General features: G+C 56.2%; 12 protein-coding genes and 1 riboswitch. Of the genes, 2 read left to right on the top strand and 10 right to left on the bottom strand.

Annotated elements, in window-relative coordinates:
* Positions 1-23: 23 nt before the first annotated feature.
* From glyS to Q0478_RS14050, 3 genes are read right to left on the bottom strand one after another with little or no spacing between them, the layout of a single operon-like run.
* Positions 24-2126, bottom strand: coding sequence for a glycine--tRNA ligase subunit beta (gene glyS, locus Q0478_RS14060; protein ID WP_298680348.1), 2103 nt, complete (start codon positions 2124-2126; stop codon positions 24-26).
* An 18-nt stretch (positions 2127-2144) separates the two neighbouring features.
* On the bottom strand, positions 2145-2663 hold the full coding sequence (locus Q0478_RS14055; protein WP_298680346.1) for a DUF6446 family protein: 519 nt from the start codon (positions 2661-2663) through the stop codon (positions 2145-2147).
* Positions 2660-3589 carry a glycine--tRNA ligase subunit alpha gene (locus tag Q0478_RS14050; protein ID WP_298680481.1) on the bottom strand — a complete coding sequence of 310 codons (930 nt, stop codon included), beginning with the start codon at positions 3587-3589 and terminating at the stop codon, positions 2660-2662. Before Q0478_RS14050 ends, Q0478_RS14055 begins: the two co-directional genes overlap by 4 nt.
* Positions 3590-3804: 215 nt before the next feature.
* Here Q0478_RS14050 and Q0478_RS14045 point away from each other — a divergent pair, with 215 nt between their 5' ends.
* Positions 3805-5562, top strand: a complete 1758-nt coding sequence (locus Q0478_RS14045; RefSeq protein WP_298680344.1) for a serine protease — start codon at positions 3805-3807, stop codon at positions 5560-5562.
* Positions 5563-5584: 22 nt separating this feature from the next.
* Here Q0478_RS14045 and Q0478_RS14040 read toward each other — a convergent pair whose 3' ends face one another.
* The 4 genes from Q0478_RS14040 to Q0478_RS14025 all read right to left on the bottom strand — a co-directional run bounded on the left by Q0478_RS14040 (position 5585) and on the right by Q0478_RS14025 (position 9960).
* Positions 5585-7033, bottom strand: a complete 1449-nt coding sequence (locus tag Q0478_RS14040) for a TrkH family potassium uptake protein (protein ID WP_298680342.1) — start codon at positions 7031-7033, stop codon at positions 5585-5587.
* Between the two features lie 108 nt (positions 7034-7141).
* Positions 7142-7357 (bottom strand): hypothetical protein, encoded by a 216-nt coding sequence (locus tag Q0478_RS14035; RefSeq protein ID WP_298680340.1) that lies wholly within the window; start codon positions 7355-7357, stop codon positions 7142-7144.
* Between the two features lie 128 nt (positions 7358-7485).
* On the bottom strand, positions 7486-8586 hold the full coding sequence (gene folE2, locus Q0478_RS14030; RefSeq protein WP_298680338.1) for a GTP cyclohydrolase FolE2: 1101 nt from the start codon (positions 8584-8586) through the stop codon (positions 7486-7488).
* Positions 8587-8778: 192 nt separating this feature from the next.
* Positions 8779-9960, bottom strand: a complete 1182-nt coding sequence (locus tag Q0478_RS14025; protein WP_298680336.1) for an aminotransferase class I/II-fold pyridoxal phosphate-dependent enzyme — start codon at positions 9958-9960, stop codon at positions 8779-8781.
* Positions 9961-10004: 44 nt separating this feature from the next.
* A riboswitch (SAM riboswitch) is annotated at positions 10005-10081 on the bottom strand.
* Positions 10082-10227: 146 nt separating this feature from the next.
* On the opposite strand from Q0478_RS14025, the gene Q0478_RS14020 reads away from it, so the two are divergent.
* Positions 10228-11232 carry a DUF726 domain-containing protein gene (locus Q0478_RS14020; protein ID WP_298680334.1) on the top strand — a complete coding sequence of 335 codons (1005 nt, stop codon included), beginning with the start codon at positions 10228-10230 and terminating at the stop codon, positions 11230-11232.
* Here Q0478_RS14020 and Q0478_RS14015 read toward each other — a convergent pair.
* The 3 genes from Q0478_RS14015 to Q0478_RS14005 form a co-directional block, all read right to left on the bottom strand.
* Entirely contained in the window at positions 11139-11738 is a 600-nt protein-coding gene (locus Q0478_RS14015) for an inner membrane-spanning protein YciB (RefSeq protein WP_298680332.1), read from the bottom strand. The two genes, Q0478_RS14020 and Q0478_RS14015, sit on opposite strands and share 94 nt — an antisense overlap.
* A 9-nt stretch (positions 11739-11747) precedes the next feature.
* Positions 11748-12650 (bottom strand): EamA family transporter, encoded by a 903-nt coding sequence (locus Q0478_RS14010; RefSeq protein ID WP_298680330.1) that lies wholly within the window; start codon positions 12648-12650, stop codon positions 11748-11750.
* Between the two features lie 70 nt (positions 12651-12720).
* The coding region (locus tag Q0478_RS14005; protein WP_298680328.1) for an ASKHA domain-containing protein at positions 12721-13955 on the bottom strand (1235 nt) is incomplete at its 5' end.

The raw sequence follows: 13955 nt of genomic DNA, 5'->3' as shown, positions 1-13955 counted from the left end.
CCAGTTCTGAAAGCGGCGCAAGCCTAGCCTTCAAGGCGCGACAAATCAGCGACACGGCCACAAACTGTTCGAATACGGCTCAGCAAGTTGAGCCGATTGCGCCTGAGCACTTCATTTTCAGCGTTGATTTGCACTGCCTCAAAGAACGCATCCACCGGCCCACGCAACTGCGCCATCGCTGTCATCGCGTCTTCATGCGCGTCTTCGCTCATGGCAGATTGGATCGTGGCCTCTGCGGCATCTAGCGCTGTGAACAGGCTGCGCTCTTCGTCGGATTCTGCAAATTTTACGTTTGCACCAAAGCTATACTCGACGCCATCTTTGCTCTCGGCTTGCGACAGAATATTGTTCGCGCGCTTAAAGCCCTGCACAAGGTTGGCCCCTTCATCCGTCGCAAGCACCTGCCCCAATGCCGTCGCGCGTGTGGCGACCAGATTCAGATCATCGTTGCGATCTGTCGACAAGCAGGCATCAATAACATCATGGCGGATGCCTTCATCCTTCAGGTGCACTTTCAAGCGGTCATGGAAAAACACCAAGAGATCCTGCGCAATCTCGCTGCCAGCCGCCTTTGTCCCTTGGGCAGGCAAATTTGCAAAATGGCGCTCAAGCTGGGCCGTGAGCAGCGTTTCCAGCTTCAGAGAGAGCCCGTTCTCACGCACCAAGCGGATCACCCCAAGAGCCGCACGGCGCAATGCAAAAGGGTCTTTAGAGCCGGTCGGCTTTTCGTCAATTGCCCAAAATCCGGTCAATGTGTCCAGCTTATCTGCCAGAGACACCGCAACGGACAAAGGAGCGCTGGGCACAGCGTCTTGCGGCCCAAGTGGTGCGTAATGCTCTTCACAGACCGCCGCAACCTCGCTTGAGAGCCCTGCCGCTTGCGCATAGTAGCGGCCCATCAACCCTTGAAGCTCTGGAAATTCATAAACCATCTCTGAGCTGAGATCTAATTTTGCAACACCGGCTGCCTCCTGCGCAGCCTCAGGGTGAGCGCCCACGGCTGATGCGAGGTCGCGCGCCAAAGCAGAGATGCGTTCAATACGGGCATCCTGGCTTCCAAGCTTGTTGTGAAAGGTAACATTTTTAAGCTTCTCGCGCCAAACATCGAGGCCCGCCTTGGCGACGCGCAAATCATTCTCCCAAAAGAATTTTGCATCGCTCAAACGCGCGGCAAGAACCTTTTGGTTGCCCGCCAGAATGGTGTCTCCGTTGTCGACAGTCTCCCGGTTGGCCACGGTGATAAACCGTTCAATGCGCCCAGTTTGCGCATTTTTGACAGAGAAAAACTTTTGATGTTCCTTCATCGAGGTTTGCAAAACCTCCGGCGGCAAATCCAAGAAGGACTGTCCAATTTGCCCCATCAACACGACAGGCCATTCCACGAGCCCCGCAACCTCAGAGAGAAGCGCTGTGTCTTCCACCACATCAAGGCCACTGGCAAAGGCTTGGTTGATTGCATCCTGCCAGATGTGTTGCGCACGTTCTTCACTGTCCAAAATCACATGGGCCTTCTTCAAACGGGCTTCATATTGCTCGAAATTTGCAACTGAAAAACGCCCCGGGCTCATCAACCTATGGCCTTCGGTGCTGTCACCCGACTTGATACCGTCAATATCAAGCGGCACAATTTCGCTGCCCGACTCATCTTCCAGCAGGCATAAAATAGAGTGCAATGGCCGCACCCAACGCAAGCTGCCCGAACCCCAGCGCATTGATTTTGGCCAAGGGAAATTTCGAACCGTTTTTTCCAGAACGTCGGCCACAATCACCTGAGCGCTTTGGCCGGGCTTTTCGATAGTGGCAAAGAAGATCTTGCCCTTGGGCGTGTCGCGCTCTTCCAGCTGCTCTCGCGTGAGGCCCGCCCCGCGCAAAAAGCCTTCGATCGCGGCCTCTGGGGCATCCACCTTGGGGCCTTTGCGCTCTTCGTGCAGTGTTGGGCTTTCTGCCGTAAGCCCCTCCACGGCAAGGGCCAGACGCCGCGGCGTGCAAAAGGCCTGCGCGCCCGCATATGTTAACCCGGCATCTACAAGCCCGTTGGTAACAAGCGTCTTAAGGTTCTCAGCCGCTTTGCGCTGCATACGCGCAGGAATTTCTTCTGAAAACAGTTCAATCAACAGATTTGGCATGGATTGGGCTTTCTTCGCTCACGGTTTCTCTGGGCAGCCTTCGGGCACGGGTTTACCGTCAAAAGCCTCTGCGCCACATGCGTTGATTTGATGCCAGACAAAGCCGCGCCCGTCTGGCAAGATGGCCACAACACGGTCAATCCCATATTGAATGTTCTCTTGCCCCAAGAAGGACAATGCCGCGCCACTCTCAAGCGCTTCTCCAACCTCAACAGCATCAAAACACTCAAACCAGCTTGGCGCGACCAAGGGTTCAGCATCCTCATAAGGTTCAAATGTTTCGCTGAGCAAAGCCATGCTGAGCGGCGTCTTAAAACACGCGCGATAGCGGATAGGAGAGCTTGTGGCCGTGATCGCCTCAAAGCTCTCGTGCAGAACCGGCTCGGGCGCACCGCTGTTCAGAGCGGTCAACATCACATCTTCCTGGCCTCGGGCCGAAACGGTCTCGTAATAGGCATAGACTTGCAAATAATAAATCGCAGCACCCGCAATCAAAGAGATCACAACAATAAACCCCGCAATAATCTTGCCGCTCATGCCACATGCCCTCCGGCTTGCGTTTGCACAAAGGCATCGGCACAAAGCTTCGCCAGCGCCCGCACCCGCCCAATATAGGCTTGCCGTTCGGTCACAGAAATAACGCCACGCGCATCCAGAAGATTGAACAGATGTGATGCTTTGATGCACTGATCATAAGCCGGATGGGCCATAATGATCCGCGCGCCTGTTTTCGGGTCTCGAGCAGGCTGATCCAGAATGCGCTGACATTCGGCTTCAGCATCTTCAAAATGGCGCAGCAAAACCTCGGTATCTGCCACATCAAAGTTCCAACGGCTGAATTCCTGCTCTGTCTGGCGGAACACATCTCCGTATTTCAGCGCAATACTGGCGGAAGGGTCGTTGTAGGGCATTTCCATCACATGCTCGCAGCCCAGCACATACATCGCCAAGCGCTCTAGCCCGTAAGTCAGCTCCCCCGATACCGGATGGCAATCATGGCCACCCACCTGCTGGAAGTAAGTAAACTGCGACACCTCCATACCGTCGCACCAAACTTCCCAACCTAGGCCCCAGGCGCCAAGGGTCGGGCTCTCCCAGTCATCCTCTACAAAGCGAATATCATGGCGCTCCATATCAATTCCAATCGCCTCCAGAGAGCCGAGATAAAGCGTTTGCAACTCAGGCGGGCTTGGCTTGATCAGCACTTGATACTGATAGTAATGCTGGAGGCGATTCGGGTTTTCGCCATAGCGGCCATCGGTTGGGCGGCGGGAAGGTTGCACATAGGCCGCAGCCCAGGGCCGGCTCCCCAGAGAACGCAGAGTTGTCGCGGGATGAAACGTCCCAGCGCCCACTTCCATGTCATAGGGTTGCAACACCGCGCAGCCCTTCGCGGCCCAATAGGTTTGCAACCGCAAAATAATTTCTTGGAAACTGCGTGGTTTCTCAGCTTTTTCGGCCATATCGTTGCCTTTGTTCAGCATTCGGACTGTCATTTGCGCATTACCTATGACGCCAGCGCCAGCAGGTCAATCAACCCGCCCGCTTCGCTGCCAATCAAAGGTAAAAAACAAACAATTCCCACCTCATACGCGTTATTTGAGTGCATGGGCAGCGGAATTTGTTACAAGATGGCAAACCGCAGTTGCGGGGAAGATTGGTCAAGAAAGTTAAATAAATGTTTCGGGTTATTGTGTCTGTTATCTTCTGTGTCACCTTATGGAGCAGCGTGGCACAGGGCCAAAATCGCGAGCCAGTCTGGGTTCAGATTGAAGCGCAGCCCAGCCTCACCCAAGCCCAAGAGCGCATTCGCAGCTACGCCAGCAGCCTGACCAACGTCAGCGGCTTTGCCCTTGGCGGTGGTTGGTATGGTATTGTGCTCGGCCCCTACGCCGCGGACGATGCGCGTGATCTCTTGCGCCGTTATCGTCGCGACGGTCTGATCCCGGGGGATTCCTTTATCGCTTATACGTCAAGTTTCCAGCAACAATTCTGGCCAGCCGCGCCCACAACACCCCCGGTGCAGGCGCCAAGCCCCGCAACGCTGCAAGCCTCCGCTGAGGCGGGCGAACCGGCCTCAGAGGCGCAGCAGACCCCCCCAGCCCCTGCGCAGGAGCCGCCTGAAACCATCGCGCAAGCACGCGCCTCAGAAGCGCGGTTGACGGCCGATGAGCGCGCCGCGCTTCAGACAGCATTGGCATGGGCTGGCCACTATACGGCGGCAATTGATGGAGCATTCGGGCGAGGCACAAGAAACGCGATGGCCGCGTGGCAAGCTGCCAACGGCCACACCGCGAACGGTGTTCTTACAACAGCCCAACGCACCGAACTGACAGCCCAATACAATGCCGTTTTCAACGGGTTGGGGCTGGAGCGCCTTGTGGATTCCGGAGCCGGCATTGCCCTCAAAGCACCCCGCAAAGTTATTGAGTTCTCCGAATACAGCCCACCCTTTGCAAAATATGAAAGTGCGAGCGATATCAATGCACGCCTGCTGCTGATCAGCCAGGACGGCACTGAAGATACCCTGCGCGGTCTCTATGACATCATGCAAACGCTTGAGATCGTGCCTCCCACTGGCCCGCGCAGCATCACAGAGACGCAGTTTACCTTGGTAGGAGAGAGCGCGACCTTTATCTCGCACACCGAAGTCAGCCTTGAGGCAGGGCAGATCAAGGGCTTTACCCTAATCTGGCCCGCTGGCGATGAAGAGCGCCGCAGCCGCCTGCTCGCTGAAATGAGTGGCTCGTTTGAACGGCTGGACGGCGTGCTAGACCCAACAGAAGGCGTTGACGATCAAAGCATTGACCTTGTGGCTGGCCTTGAAATCCGCCGCCCCAAGCTGTCGCGCTCAGGGTTTTTCCTTGATGCTGCGGGCCATATTGTCACCACGACGGAGATTGTTGACGCCTGTGCATCTTTGACCATCGAACAAGATCTCGCGGTTTCCGTTCTGGCAAATGACTCCCAAACCGGCATTGCGCTCCTCAAGACAGCGGTGCCGCTCAGCCCTGCCAAATCCGCCGAGCTGACCCAACGCAATCCGCTTTTGCAAAGCGAAGTTGCCGTGGCCGGCTTCAGTTACGAGGGTGTTTTGGGTGCGCCCACCCTCACTTTCGGACGGTTGGATGATGTCAAAGGGCTTCAGGGGGAACCCTTCGTCAAGCGACTGGCTCTTGCGGCGCTCCCGGGGGATGCGGGCGGGCCCGTCTTTGACGAAACCGGCGCAGTTTTGGGGATGCTTCTTCCCCCTCAGCCCGGTCCGCGCCAGTTGCCCAAAGAGGTGCGTTTTGCCATCGGATCGGAAAGCATTCGCCAACTTGCGCAAAACGCGGGGCTGGTGACAGGCCAAACCGAACCTACCGGGCGCATCGCACCGGAAGATCTTACAACCCAGGCACAGGATATGACCGTGCTCGTCAGCTGCTGGGATTAGGGAGACCTGGCCGCCAGAACCGTTACCCGCGCCAGAAAGCAGGTATCAGCAAAGCATACACCACCAGAAGCTCAAGCCGGCCGATCAACATGGAACAAGTCAAGATCACCTTCGCCGCATCATTGAGGCTCGCATAGTTGCCAGCGGGCCCGATAACATCGCCCAAACCGGGGCCGATATTGGCCAAAGTCGCCGCTGCGCCCGAAATGGCCGTGACAAAGTCAAGCCCCGTAAAGGACAGCATGACCGCGACAAACCCCAATGTGAGTGTGAAAAAAACAAAAAAGCTCATCACCGAATTCAGAACATCATCACTGATTGTGCGGCCACTGTATTTGGGCGTAAAGACCCCGTGTGGCGCCCTGATTTTCTTGATTTGTGAGGCAATGGACGCCAAGAGGATTTGATACCGGAAGATCTTGATCGAACAGGCCGTGGAGCCAGCGCAGCCACCAATCAAACCGATAAAGAAAAAAATCGTAATCAGAAAAGGCCCCCAGAGCATATAGTTTACGCTCGCATATCCTGTCCCGGAGATAATGGAGGTGATGTTAAACAGCGCCTCACGAAAGGCCTGCTCCCAGTGATGGGGAAAAATCTGTGTAAGGAGAACAGTCGTTAGGGCAACCAATACGGCCAGCGTATATAAAAAGCCCCGCACCTGAACGTCCAACAACGGGGCATCAAACTTGCCATTCAGCATTTGCACATAACGCACAAACGGCAAAGCCGAGAGCAGCATAAAGATGGCTGCGGCATATTCGAGCGGCCCAGAAAACGTGGCAAAGCTCGCATCATAATTGGACATACCGCCAGTCGAAACCGTTGTGAACGCATGAGTGACCGCATCAAAGACTGACATGCCAAGCAAGATGTAGGTGCTGATGCACGCCACGGTGACGGAGACATAGATTGCTGAAATCTGAGAGGCGATTTGGGTCGCCCGGGGTAGAATTTTCCCAAATGTATCAAAGGATTCGGCACGAAAAATCTGCATCCCACCTACGCGTAGCTCTGGCAGAAAAACCATCGCAACCACGATAATCCCGATCCCCCCAAGCCATTGGAGGATACCGCGCCAAAGCAGAATGCCACGGGGCATGTCATCAAGGCCCGTCATGACCGTCGCGCCCGTTGTTGTGAGGCCCGACATGGCTTCAAACACCGCATCAATGAGTGAGAGGGCGGAATCACCAAGGATAAAGGGCAAAGCCCCAAACAGCGGCAGCGCCACCCAAACGCCCGTGGTAAGCAGAAAGGTTTGTTGAATACTCAACCCTTCCTTCACCCCGTTCTGGCAAGACAGCGCCACAAGCCCGCCGACAAGCGCGGTGATCACGGCGCTTTCGGCAAAGGCTGTCCAATGCCCGCGCCCCTCGATCAGATCAACCGCCATGGGCCCCAGCATCGCCAGCCCAAGGGCAGTGACGAGCAGGCCGATAACATATCCAACAGGGCGCAGATCAAACATGGCCGCAGGCTTGGCGCTAAGCTGCCGATCTGTCAAGCACAGCCAGACCAAGGCTCTGTTGGAAAGTGGCTGTTTCTGACGGTGCCCAGATCAGATCCGTTCAGATTTTCAGCAATAGAAAAAGCGGTTTAGCACGCGCAGTTCAATATCACCGCGCTGAAGGCCCAAGGCAAAAAGCTCATCGTCGCTCATCGCCTTGAGCGCCGCTATGCGCTGCCGGTAAGGTTCAACGCGCTGCGCATCCGCCCGCTCTACCCACTGCACGAACCCTGCTTTGATCGTAGAAAAAAAACGCGACAGGCCAAATTCGGCCGTGGTGTTCAAAGTCGTATATGCCATTTGGAAACCTCATATTCAATGGTGTGGCTTCCTCCCTCACCCTGAATATAGGTCAGCAAATATTACCTTACAAATGCTGTTCTCACATATCTAAACCGCGCCGCGTGCATAGCTTAGCCAACATGAAAGAGCGTGGAAAACATTTTAGGATCAAGGCTTTCACTCTCAAACAGCTCACCCTCGGTTAGCACACTCACCGCATCGTGGCTGTGCAGGCTCTCTTGATGACTGGCGATCACCCGGAAATCACCCACCCGTTCGTCTTGCTCCAGCTTCTGGGCAAAGAGGCGTGCAGCATCTTCCACGAAAATGGGGTTCGCCGCGTTCAACTCGGCAAAAGCCTGTTCATCTTCGCGCTTCACCATCACCTGGGTTTCGGTCGGAACGGCCGCGCGGCACATCTCGATCAGGTCTTCAAACCACAAGCGCTCTGCACCGCTACTTTCAACCGAAATGCGCGCAACAGAGCGCTGCGAGTGCGGCGTGGCCAGCTGGCCACGGGTCTGGCGTGCGTGCTCGGAAAGCTCAAGCGAGCATGGGCAAGTGGACGAGTAAACATAGTCTAAGTGCATGATTTTGCGTCTAATTCCGTCAGTTTCAACCAATTCGAGCGCGAAGTCATAATATTGATAGCCCTCTAGGCCCGAGCGCAGGCTTGAAACCTTCATGGGGAAGGAAAACCGCATCTGGATGCGGGCATCAAAACTTTCAAGATCTGTTTTGTAGTCGTCAAGCGCGGCTTTGATGATGTCAAAAGAGAAGGTAGAAGCAGAATGTTTATAAAAGCTGCGCATGATGCGCGACATGTTAATACCTTTTTTACCGGCCTCCAGGCTCACCGTGCCAGTCACCGATGTTTCCAAAGTCAGATCACCGTTGTCACGGGTGTGAAACTTGAGCGGCAGCCGGAAATTGGAAATTCCAACATGCTGTATCACCCGCGGCGCGCCTTTGATCAGGCTGGAGGGGCCGTTCTGAAGATCAGGCAAAGTTGCTTTGTAAGCGTCATCAACCTCAAAACCCTCGGGGTAAGCCCTTGCCAAAGCAGGATAATTTGAAACCGCTCCCTGAGGCAGCAGCCGCGCGACCGCCGGATCAAGATCTGCAACTTCTTCAGCTGTTGCACTCATGGCCCAACTGCGCAGGCGCTCAAGGGCTGCCTCGGCTTCAGCGCGATCTGGTGCGGCAATCATCGGTCCAACCTGCTTGTTCATGGTCTCGTCCCCCCTCGGGTGCCTGTCAGTGTAACCTAGAAAGACTACGCAGCGAAGGCCAGCTCAGACCAAAAACTTCACACAAGCGTCACCCTTTGGTGGCAAAATTCCGTGTGGGGCTGCCTGTATGGCGCCCTGTATGGCTGGCTGTATGGACAGCAGAGCCCCACGTCTGTGCCATGCCCCCTCAGCTCAAGCGGCTTTGAGCGCGCTGAGAACATCAGCAATGATGTCTTCGACATCTTCCAACCCAACCGAAAAGCGCACCAAGCCGTCAGAGATTCCCAACAGGTCTTTTTGCGCCTGTGGCAATCGCTGGTGGGTTGTTGTCGCAGGATGGGTGGCAATGGACTTTGAATCCGCAAAGTTGTTGGAGATGGTCACAAGCTTGAGGGCGTTGAGCATCCGAAAACAGGCGTCACGCCCCCCGATCACTTCAAATGTCAGCACCGTGCCGCCGGATTCACCCTGCGCGCGGGCGCGTGCCGCCTGCGGATGGGCAGGGTGAGTCGGATAGCGCACAGCAGAGAGCTTGGGGTGCCCCATCAGGGCCTCTGCCACTTTGAGCGCCGCCGCAGCCTGCGCGCGCACCCGCAGCTCTAGCGTTTCAAGCGACTTCAGGTGTGACCAGGCGGTAAAGGGGTTCATCGCGCCACCTGTGTGCTTCACATAGGTTTCGATGGGGCCGCGGATAAGCTCTTTGGAGCCGCAGATGATGCCGCCGAGCATCCGCCCCTGCCCGTCGATATGTTTGGTCGTGGAGATGATGGTGATGTCGGCGCCGCAATCGCGGGCATAAGAAAACACGGGCGTGGCCATGGCATCATCCACCAGCACCAGTGCGCCTTTGGCATGGGCCAGCTCGCAAACATGTTTGAGATCAATCACCTCGAGGGTGGGGTTTGAAATGCTCTCCAGAAAGACAAGGCGGGTGTCATCGCGAATGGCGGCGTCCCATGCGGCGTTGTCGGTGCCATCCACCAGCGTGATCTCAACCCCAAAACGCGCGAGGATGTCTTCCAGCACATAGAGGCAAGAGCCAAACAGCGCGCGGGAGGCAACCACATGATCGCCCACTTTGAGCAAGGCCATAAGCGCGCCATTGACAGCCGCCATGCCCGAAGCGCAGGCGAACCCGTCTTCATAGCCGAGATAGCCTGAGATGCGGTCTTCAAACATCCGCACGGTGGGGTTGCCGTAGCGGGCATAGATGAACTCGTCCTCACCCGCTTTGACAAAGCGCGCCTCGGCGGCTTCGGCTGTTTCGTAGACAAAGCCCTGTGTGAGAAAGAGCGCCTCGCTCACCTCGCCATATTGCGAGCGGCGTGTGCCGCCATGGACAAGCGCTGTGCGGTTCTTATGTGATTTTGCCATCGGTTTTGACTCCGTAAAAAAAGCCCCATCGGCCAAGCCGAAGGAGCCCCTTCTTCCCGACCTTTTAGCAGAATGTTTAACGTGGCCCGCAATCTGGTAACAAATCGCCACTGCGCACCGCCTAGCGCTTTCGCCCTCAAAGGTCAATATCGCGGGTTTCAGGCCCGGTTGTGACCATCCCATGTCATAGGACTGTCACCGGCCCATCATAAAGGCTTCATAGCGAATTGAGATAGAGGAACCACAAGATATAGTGGAGATACCCACATGCCGGTTTGCAGGATCAACTATTTCGAGGGTGGCCTTCAAGCGCACCTTGCCTCGCAATCGGTAGGCTCCCTGCTTGAACACGCCGCAACAACGTCCCCTTCGGCTCGAATTGTTTTCATGATTCATGGCTATTCGTTTCGCCCCCATCAGGGCCGGCACTGCCCGCACGAACACATCTTTTCGCTGACAGAGCCGCGTCGCAGGGAAAAGGTGGTGAGTTGGCCGAAGCGTTTGGGAATAAGCGAGACATGCGAAGATGCTGCGCTGGCTGTGGCCTTTGGCTGGGATGCACGAGGACCGTTCCATAAGGTCTATCAACGTGCCAAACAGGCGGGGCGCGCCCTTGCCCAGGCGGTCAGGATTTTACGCGCGGCTGCACCAAACAGGCCAATCTATGCGATCGGGCATTCGCTCGGCGCGCGTGTCATCCTTCAAAGCCTACTTCATCTAGAATTGGGCGCGTTCCGCCGCATTATTCTGCTCAACCCTGCCGAATACCGCCAAGCGGCAGAGGGGGCGCTGGAGTTTAACGGGCATCCGATGACGGAGACGCTGATCGTGACCAGCGGCGAGAACAGGCTCTTTGATCTGTTGATGGCCGGGCTTTCAAAACCGGAACATGCAGGAGACCGGCCGTGGAGCCAATGTGTGCGCCAGCGTTCAACCACATACAAGCTGCAGATCGACTGTGACGAGACACTTGCCCACCTGGCGCTGGCTGGCTTTCCGATCACCCGCCAACGCAAGCGATTTTGTCACTGGTCGCCCTATCTACGAGACGGCACGTTCGGGTTGTATCAGGCCTTGATTGAAGATCCGGAGCGGACGCCTTTGTCGGCGATATGCGCGTCGCCGCCTTCCGCACAGGCAAGCTCTGACAACGCACGCTGGCACCTTTTCGCCAAAGGCTACTCTTCTTCGATTGCGTATTCTGTGAAAAGTTTCGACTGGCTGATGAAAAAGACAAACATCGCCGCCGTATCGCCGAAGGTTTTGAAATAGACCCATGTCGTTTCGGACATGAAACGCCAGATCAGCTCATTGGCCAGCGCGGTAGCAAAGAGAAACCACATGAAACGGTGGGTGAGGATCATCCAGCCTTCATCCTTGAGCGGCATCATCCCTTCCATCACATAGCGCAGATAGGACTGGCCGCGCAGAAGGCCAACGCCAAGGATCGCCCCCATCAAGGTAAAGAAAATGGTTGGTTTGATCTTGAGAAACTTCGGATCGTTGAGCCAGACGGTGAGGCCGCCAAAGACGATGACCAGCACCAGCGTCATGATCTGCATTTTGGAGAGATGGCCCGTGAGCTTCCAGAGAATGCCTGTTGTGAGCATAATGAGCGGCACGAAGCCCGCGGTCACAAAGATAAAGCCCGAATACGCGCGCCCTGCGACGGTGAAGACATCATCTTTGAACACCATATAGGCCACGAAAAAAGCGATCACCGGCCCCAGCTCGAGCGCGGTTTTCATCAGCGGGTTGATTTCTTTTGTCTCGGGCATGAGATCTCCTTATCCACCCATTTCCACTATCACAGCGCCCAGAGCAATCAATGCCATAAGCGCAATCCGGCGCGGGCCGACGGTTTCTTTGAGGGCGAGCCAGCCAATGAGCGCAGCAAAAACCGTGGAGGTTTCGCGCAGGATGGCCGCTTCGCCCACGTTATCAAGCCGTGTGGCCAGCATGACTGAACCAAAGCTGGCAAAGGCCACGAAAGCCCCGATGAGGCCACGCTGCATGAGCGGGCCAAGCGCGGGCGGCTGTGTCATCGAGCGGTAGCGGGCATAGGCAACCCACGGGAAGAACAGCCCGTCGATGAAGAAAAACCACGCAAGGAAGGTGAAGGGATTGGCCGTGGCGCGGATGCCGTAGGCGTCCCATGTGGTGTAAAGCGCCACAAAAAGCCCCGTGATCACCGCGAGGACGAGCGCAAAGTTGAGCGTGTCGCGCTCGGCCGTGACATGGCGCAGGTTGTAGACGGCAAGCCCGTAGATGCCGAGAAGCAGCGTGGCCACCCCGCCCCATTGGACAAGGTTGAAACGCTCGCCAAAGAGAAAATAGGCGCCGATGACAGTAAAAAGCGGGCCAGTGCCGCGCACCACGGGGTAGACGACCGTGTAGGCACCCTTGGAGTAGGCCCAACTTTGCATGAGCTTATAGCCCACATGGATCACAAAGACGGCAGCGAAGATGGGCCACATATGCGGCTCAGGCCAGGGCACGACGAAAAAGGCGAAGGGCGCCGCAATGGCAGCATAGCAGAAATCAATCGCGCCGCGGGTGAGCCAAGGATCGTGCCGCCCCTTTTGCAGAGCGCCGAAGACGGCGTGCAGGAAGGCCGCTGTGAGGGCGAGACCGAGCGCGAGGGTGTGGCCCGCCTCTGTGCCCTCAAGCGAGATCAGCCAGGTGCTCAAAGGGCGGCAGCGGGGGGCCAGCCCCCCGCACCCCCAGGGATATTTCTGGCAATAAGAAAGGGCATGAAGCCTACTCTTTTTCCAGGCCTGTGAGGGCGGCGGCGAAATCTTCCGGATCAAACGGGGCGAGATCATCGAGCTGTTCGCCGACGCCGATGGCATGGATGGGCAGGCCGAATTTATCGGCCAGAGCCACGAGGACGCCGCCTTTGGCGGTGCCGTCATAGACCAAATAAGAATGCGTGCGCCCCTCTGGGATACTGCGCGCGGTGCCTGTGGCCTCGGCCGATCCGATCAGACCGTTTTCATCCATCAATCCCGCGATGCGCAATTCTGCGACCGCCTCAATAATGCCTGACCCGCAGATACCTGTGATGCCAGAGGCGGCGGTTGCTTCTGCAAACCCTTCTTCGTCTGACCAAATATCACTGCCGATCACGCAGAAACGCGGCTCCTTAGTCACAGGATCAATTTCGATCCGTTCAATGGCACCGGGGGCTGCGCGTTGGCCCGAACTGATTTGCGCCCCTTCAAATGCGGGACCTGTTGGTGAAGAACAGGCCAAAACGCGCGATGTATTCCCGAGCAGGATTTCGGCGTTTGTTCCCACATCCACGATCAATACCAAATCATTGGATTTTCCGGGTTCTTCGGACAATGCAACGGCCGCCGCATCCGCGCCAACATGCCCTGCGATACAAGGAAGGACATAGATCTGCGCAGATTTTGCAATATTGGTCAGGTCCAGATCATACGCTTGTAATGTCACGGATTTAGATGTGGCCAAGGCAAAGGGTGCCTGACCCAATTCAACGGGGTCAATGCCCAACAACAAATGGTGCATGACGGGATTGCAGACAAAGACAACCTCAAAAATCAGGCTTGGATCAATATCTGCGTCTTTTGCGATATCCTCTGCCAATGTATTGATCGCATCGCGCACCGCCCGCGTCATTTCGCGGTCTCCCCCAGGGTTCATCATGGAATAGCTGACGCGGCTCATTAAATCTTCGCCAAATCGGATTTGTGGGTTCATCACACCTGCGCTTGCAACCACTTCGCCCGTGGTCAAATCGGTCAGGTGTGTCGCCACCGTGGTTGAACCCAAATCGATGGCCAAACCATATAGACCACCTTCGTGTAGTCCTGGCCACACATCTAAAATACGGGCCTGATCAGTTTTGTGATCGCGATACACGGCGACAGACGCCTGCCAATTTCCTTTGCGCAAACGGGGCTGTAATTTGGTCATCACACCCAAATCACAAGTCACATCTTCAATGTCCCACTGATCCTTTAAGGCAT

Origin of the sequence: uncultured Lentibacter sp., from assembly GCF_937123735.1 — a bacterium.
In the GTDB taxonomy this organism is placed as follows: Bacteria; Pseudomonadota; Alphaproteobacteria; order Rhodobacterales; family Rhodobacteraceae; genus Lentibacter.
Note: the sequence above shows the minus strand (reverse complement) of the source record. Positions and strands in the feature narration are given on the sequence as shown.

Bases quoted from the DNA above. Each gene is read 5' to 3' on its own strand.
- Q0478_RS14025 (WP_298680336.1), bottom strand. From the start codon at position 9,960: ATGGCAAAATCACATAAGAACCGCACAGCGCTTGTCCATGGCGGCACA.
- Q0478_RS14015 (WP_298680332.1), bottom strand. From the start codon at position 11,738: ATGCCCGAGACAAAAGAAATCAACCCGCTGATGAAAACCGCGCTCGAG.
- Q0478_RS14040 (WP_298680342.1), bottom strand. From the start codon at position 7,033: ATGTTTGATCTGCGCCCTGTTGGATATGTTATCGGCCTGCTCGTCACT.
- Q0478_RS14055 (WP_298680346.1), bottom strand. From the start codon at position 2,663: ATGAGCGGCAAGATTATTGCGGGGTTTATTGTTGTGATCTCTTTGATT.
- folE2 (WP_298680338.1), bottom strand. From the start codon at position 8,586: ATGAACAAGCAGGTTGGACCGATGATTGCCGCACCAGATCGCGCTGAA.
- Q0478_RS14050 (WP_298680481.1), bottom strand. From the start codon at position 3,589: ATGGCCGAAAAAGCTGAGAAACCACGCAGTTTCCAAGAAATTATTTTG.
- Q0478_RS14020 (WP_298680334.1), top strand. From the start codon at position 10,228: ATGCCGGTTTGCAGGATCAACTATTTCGAGGGTGGCCTTCAAGCGCAC.
- Q0478_RS14045 (WP_298680344.1), top strand. From the start codon at position 3,805: ATGTTTCGGGTTATTGTGTCTGTTATCTTCTGTGTCACCTTATGGAGC.
- glyS (WP_298680348.1), bottom strand. From the start codon at position 2,126: ATGCCAAATCTGTTGATTGAACTGTTTTCAGAAGAAATTCCTGCGCGT.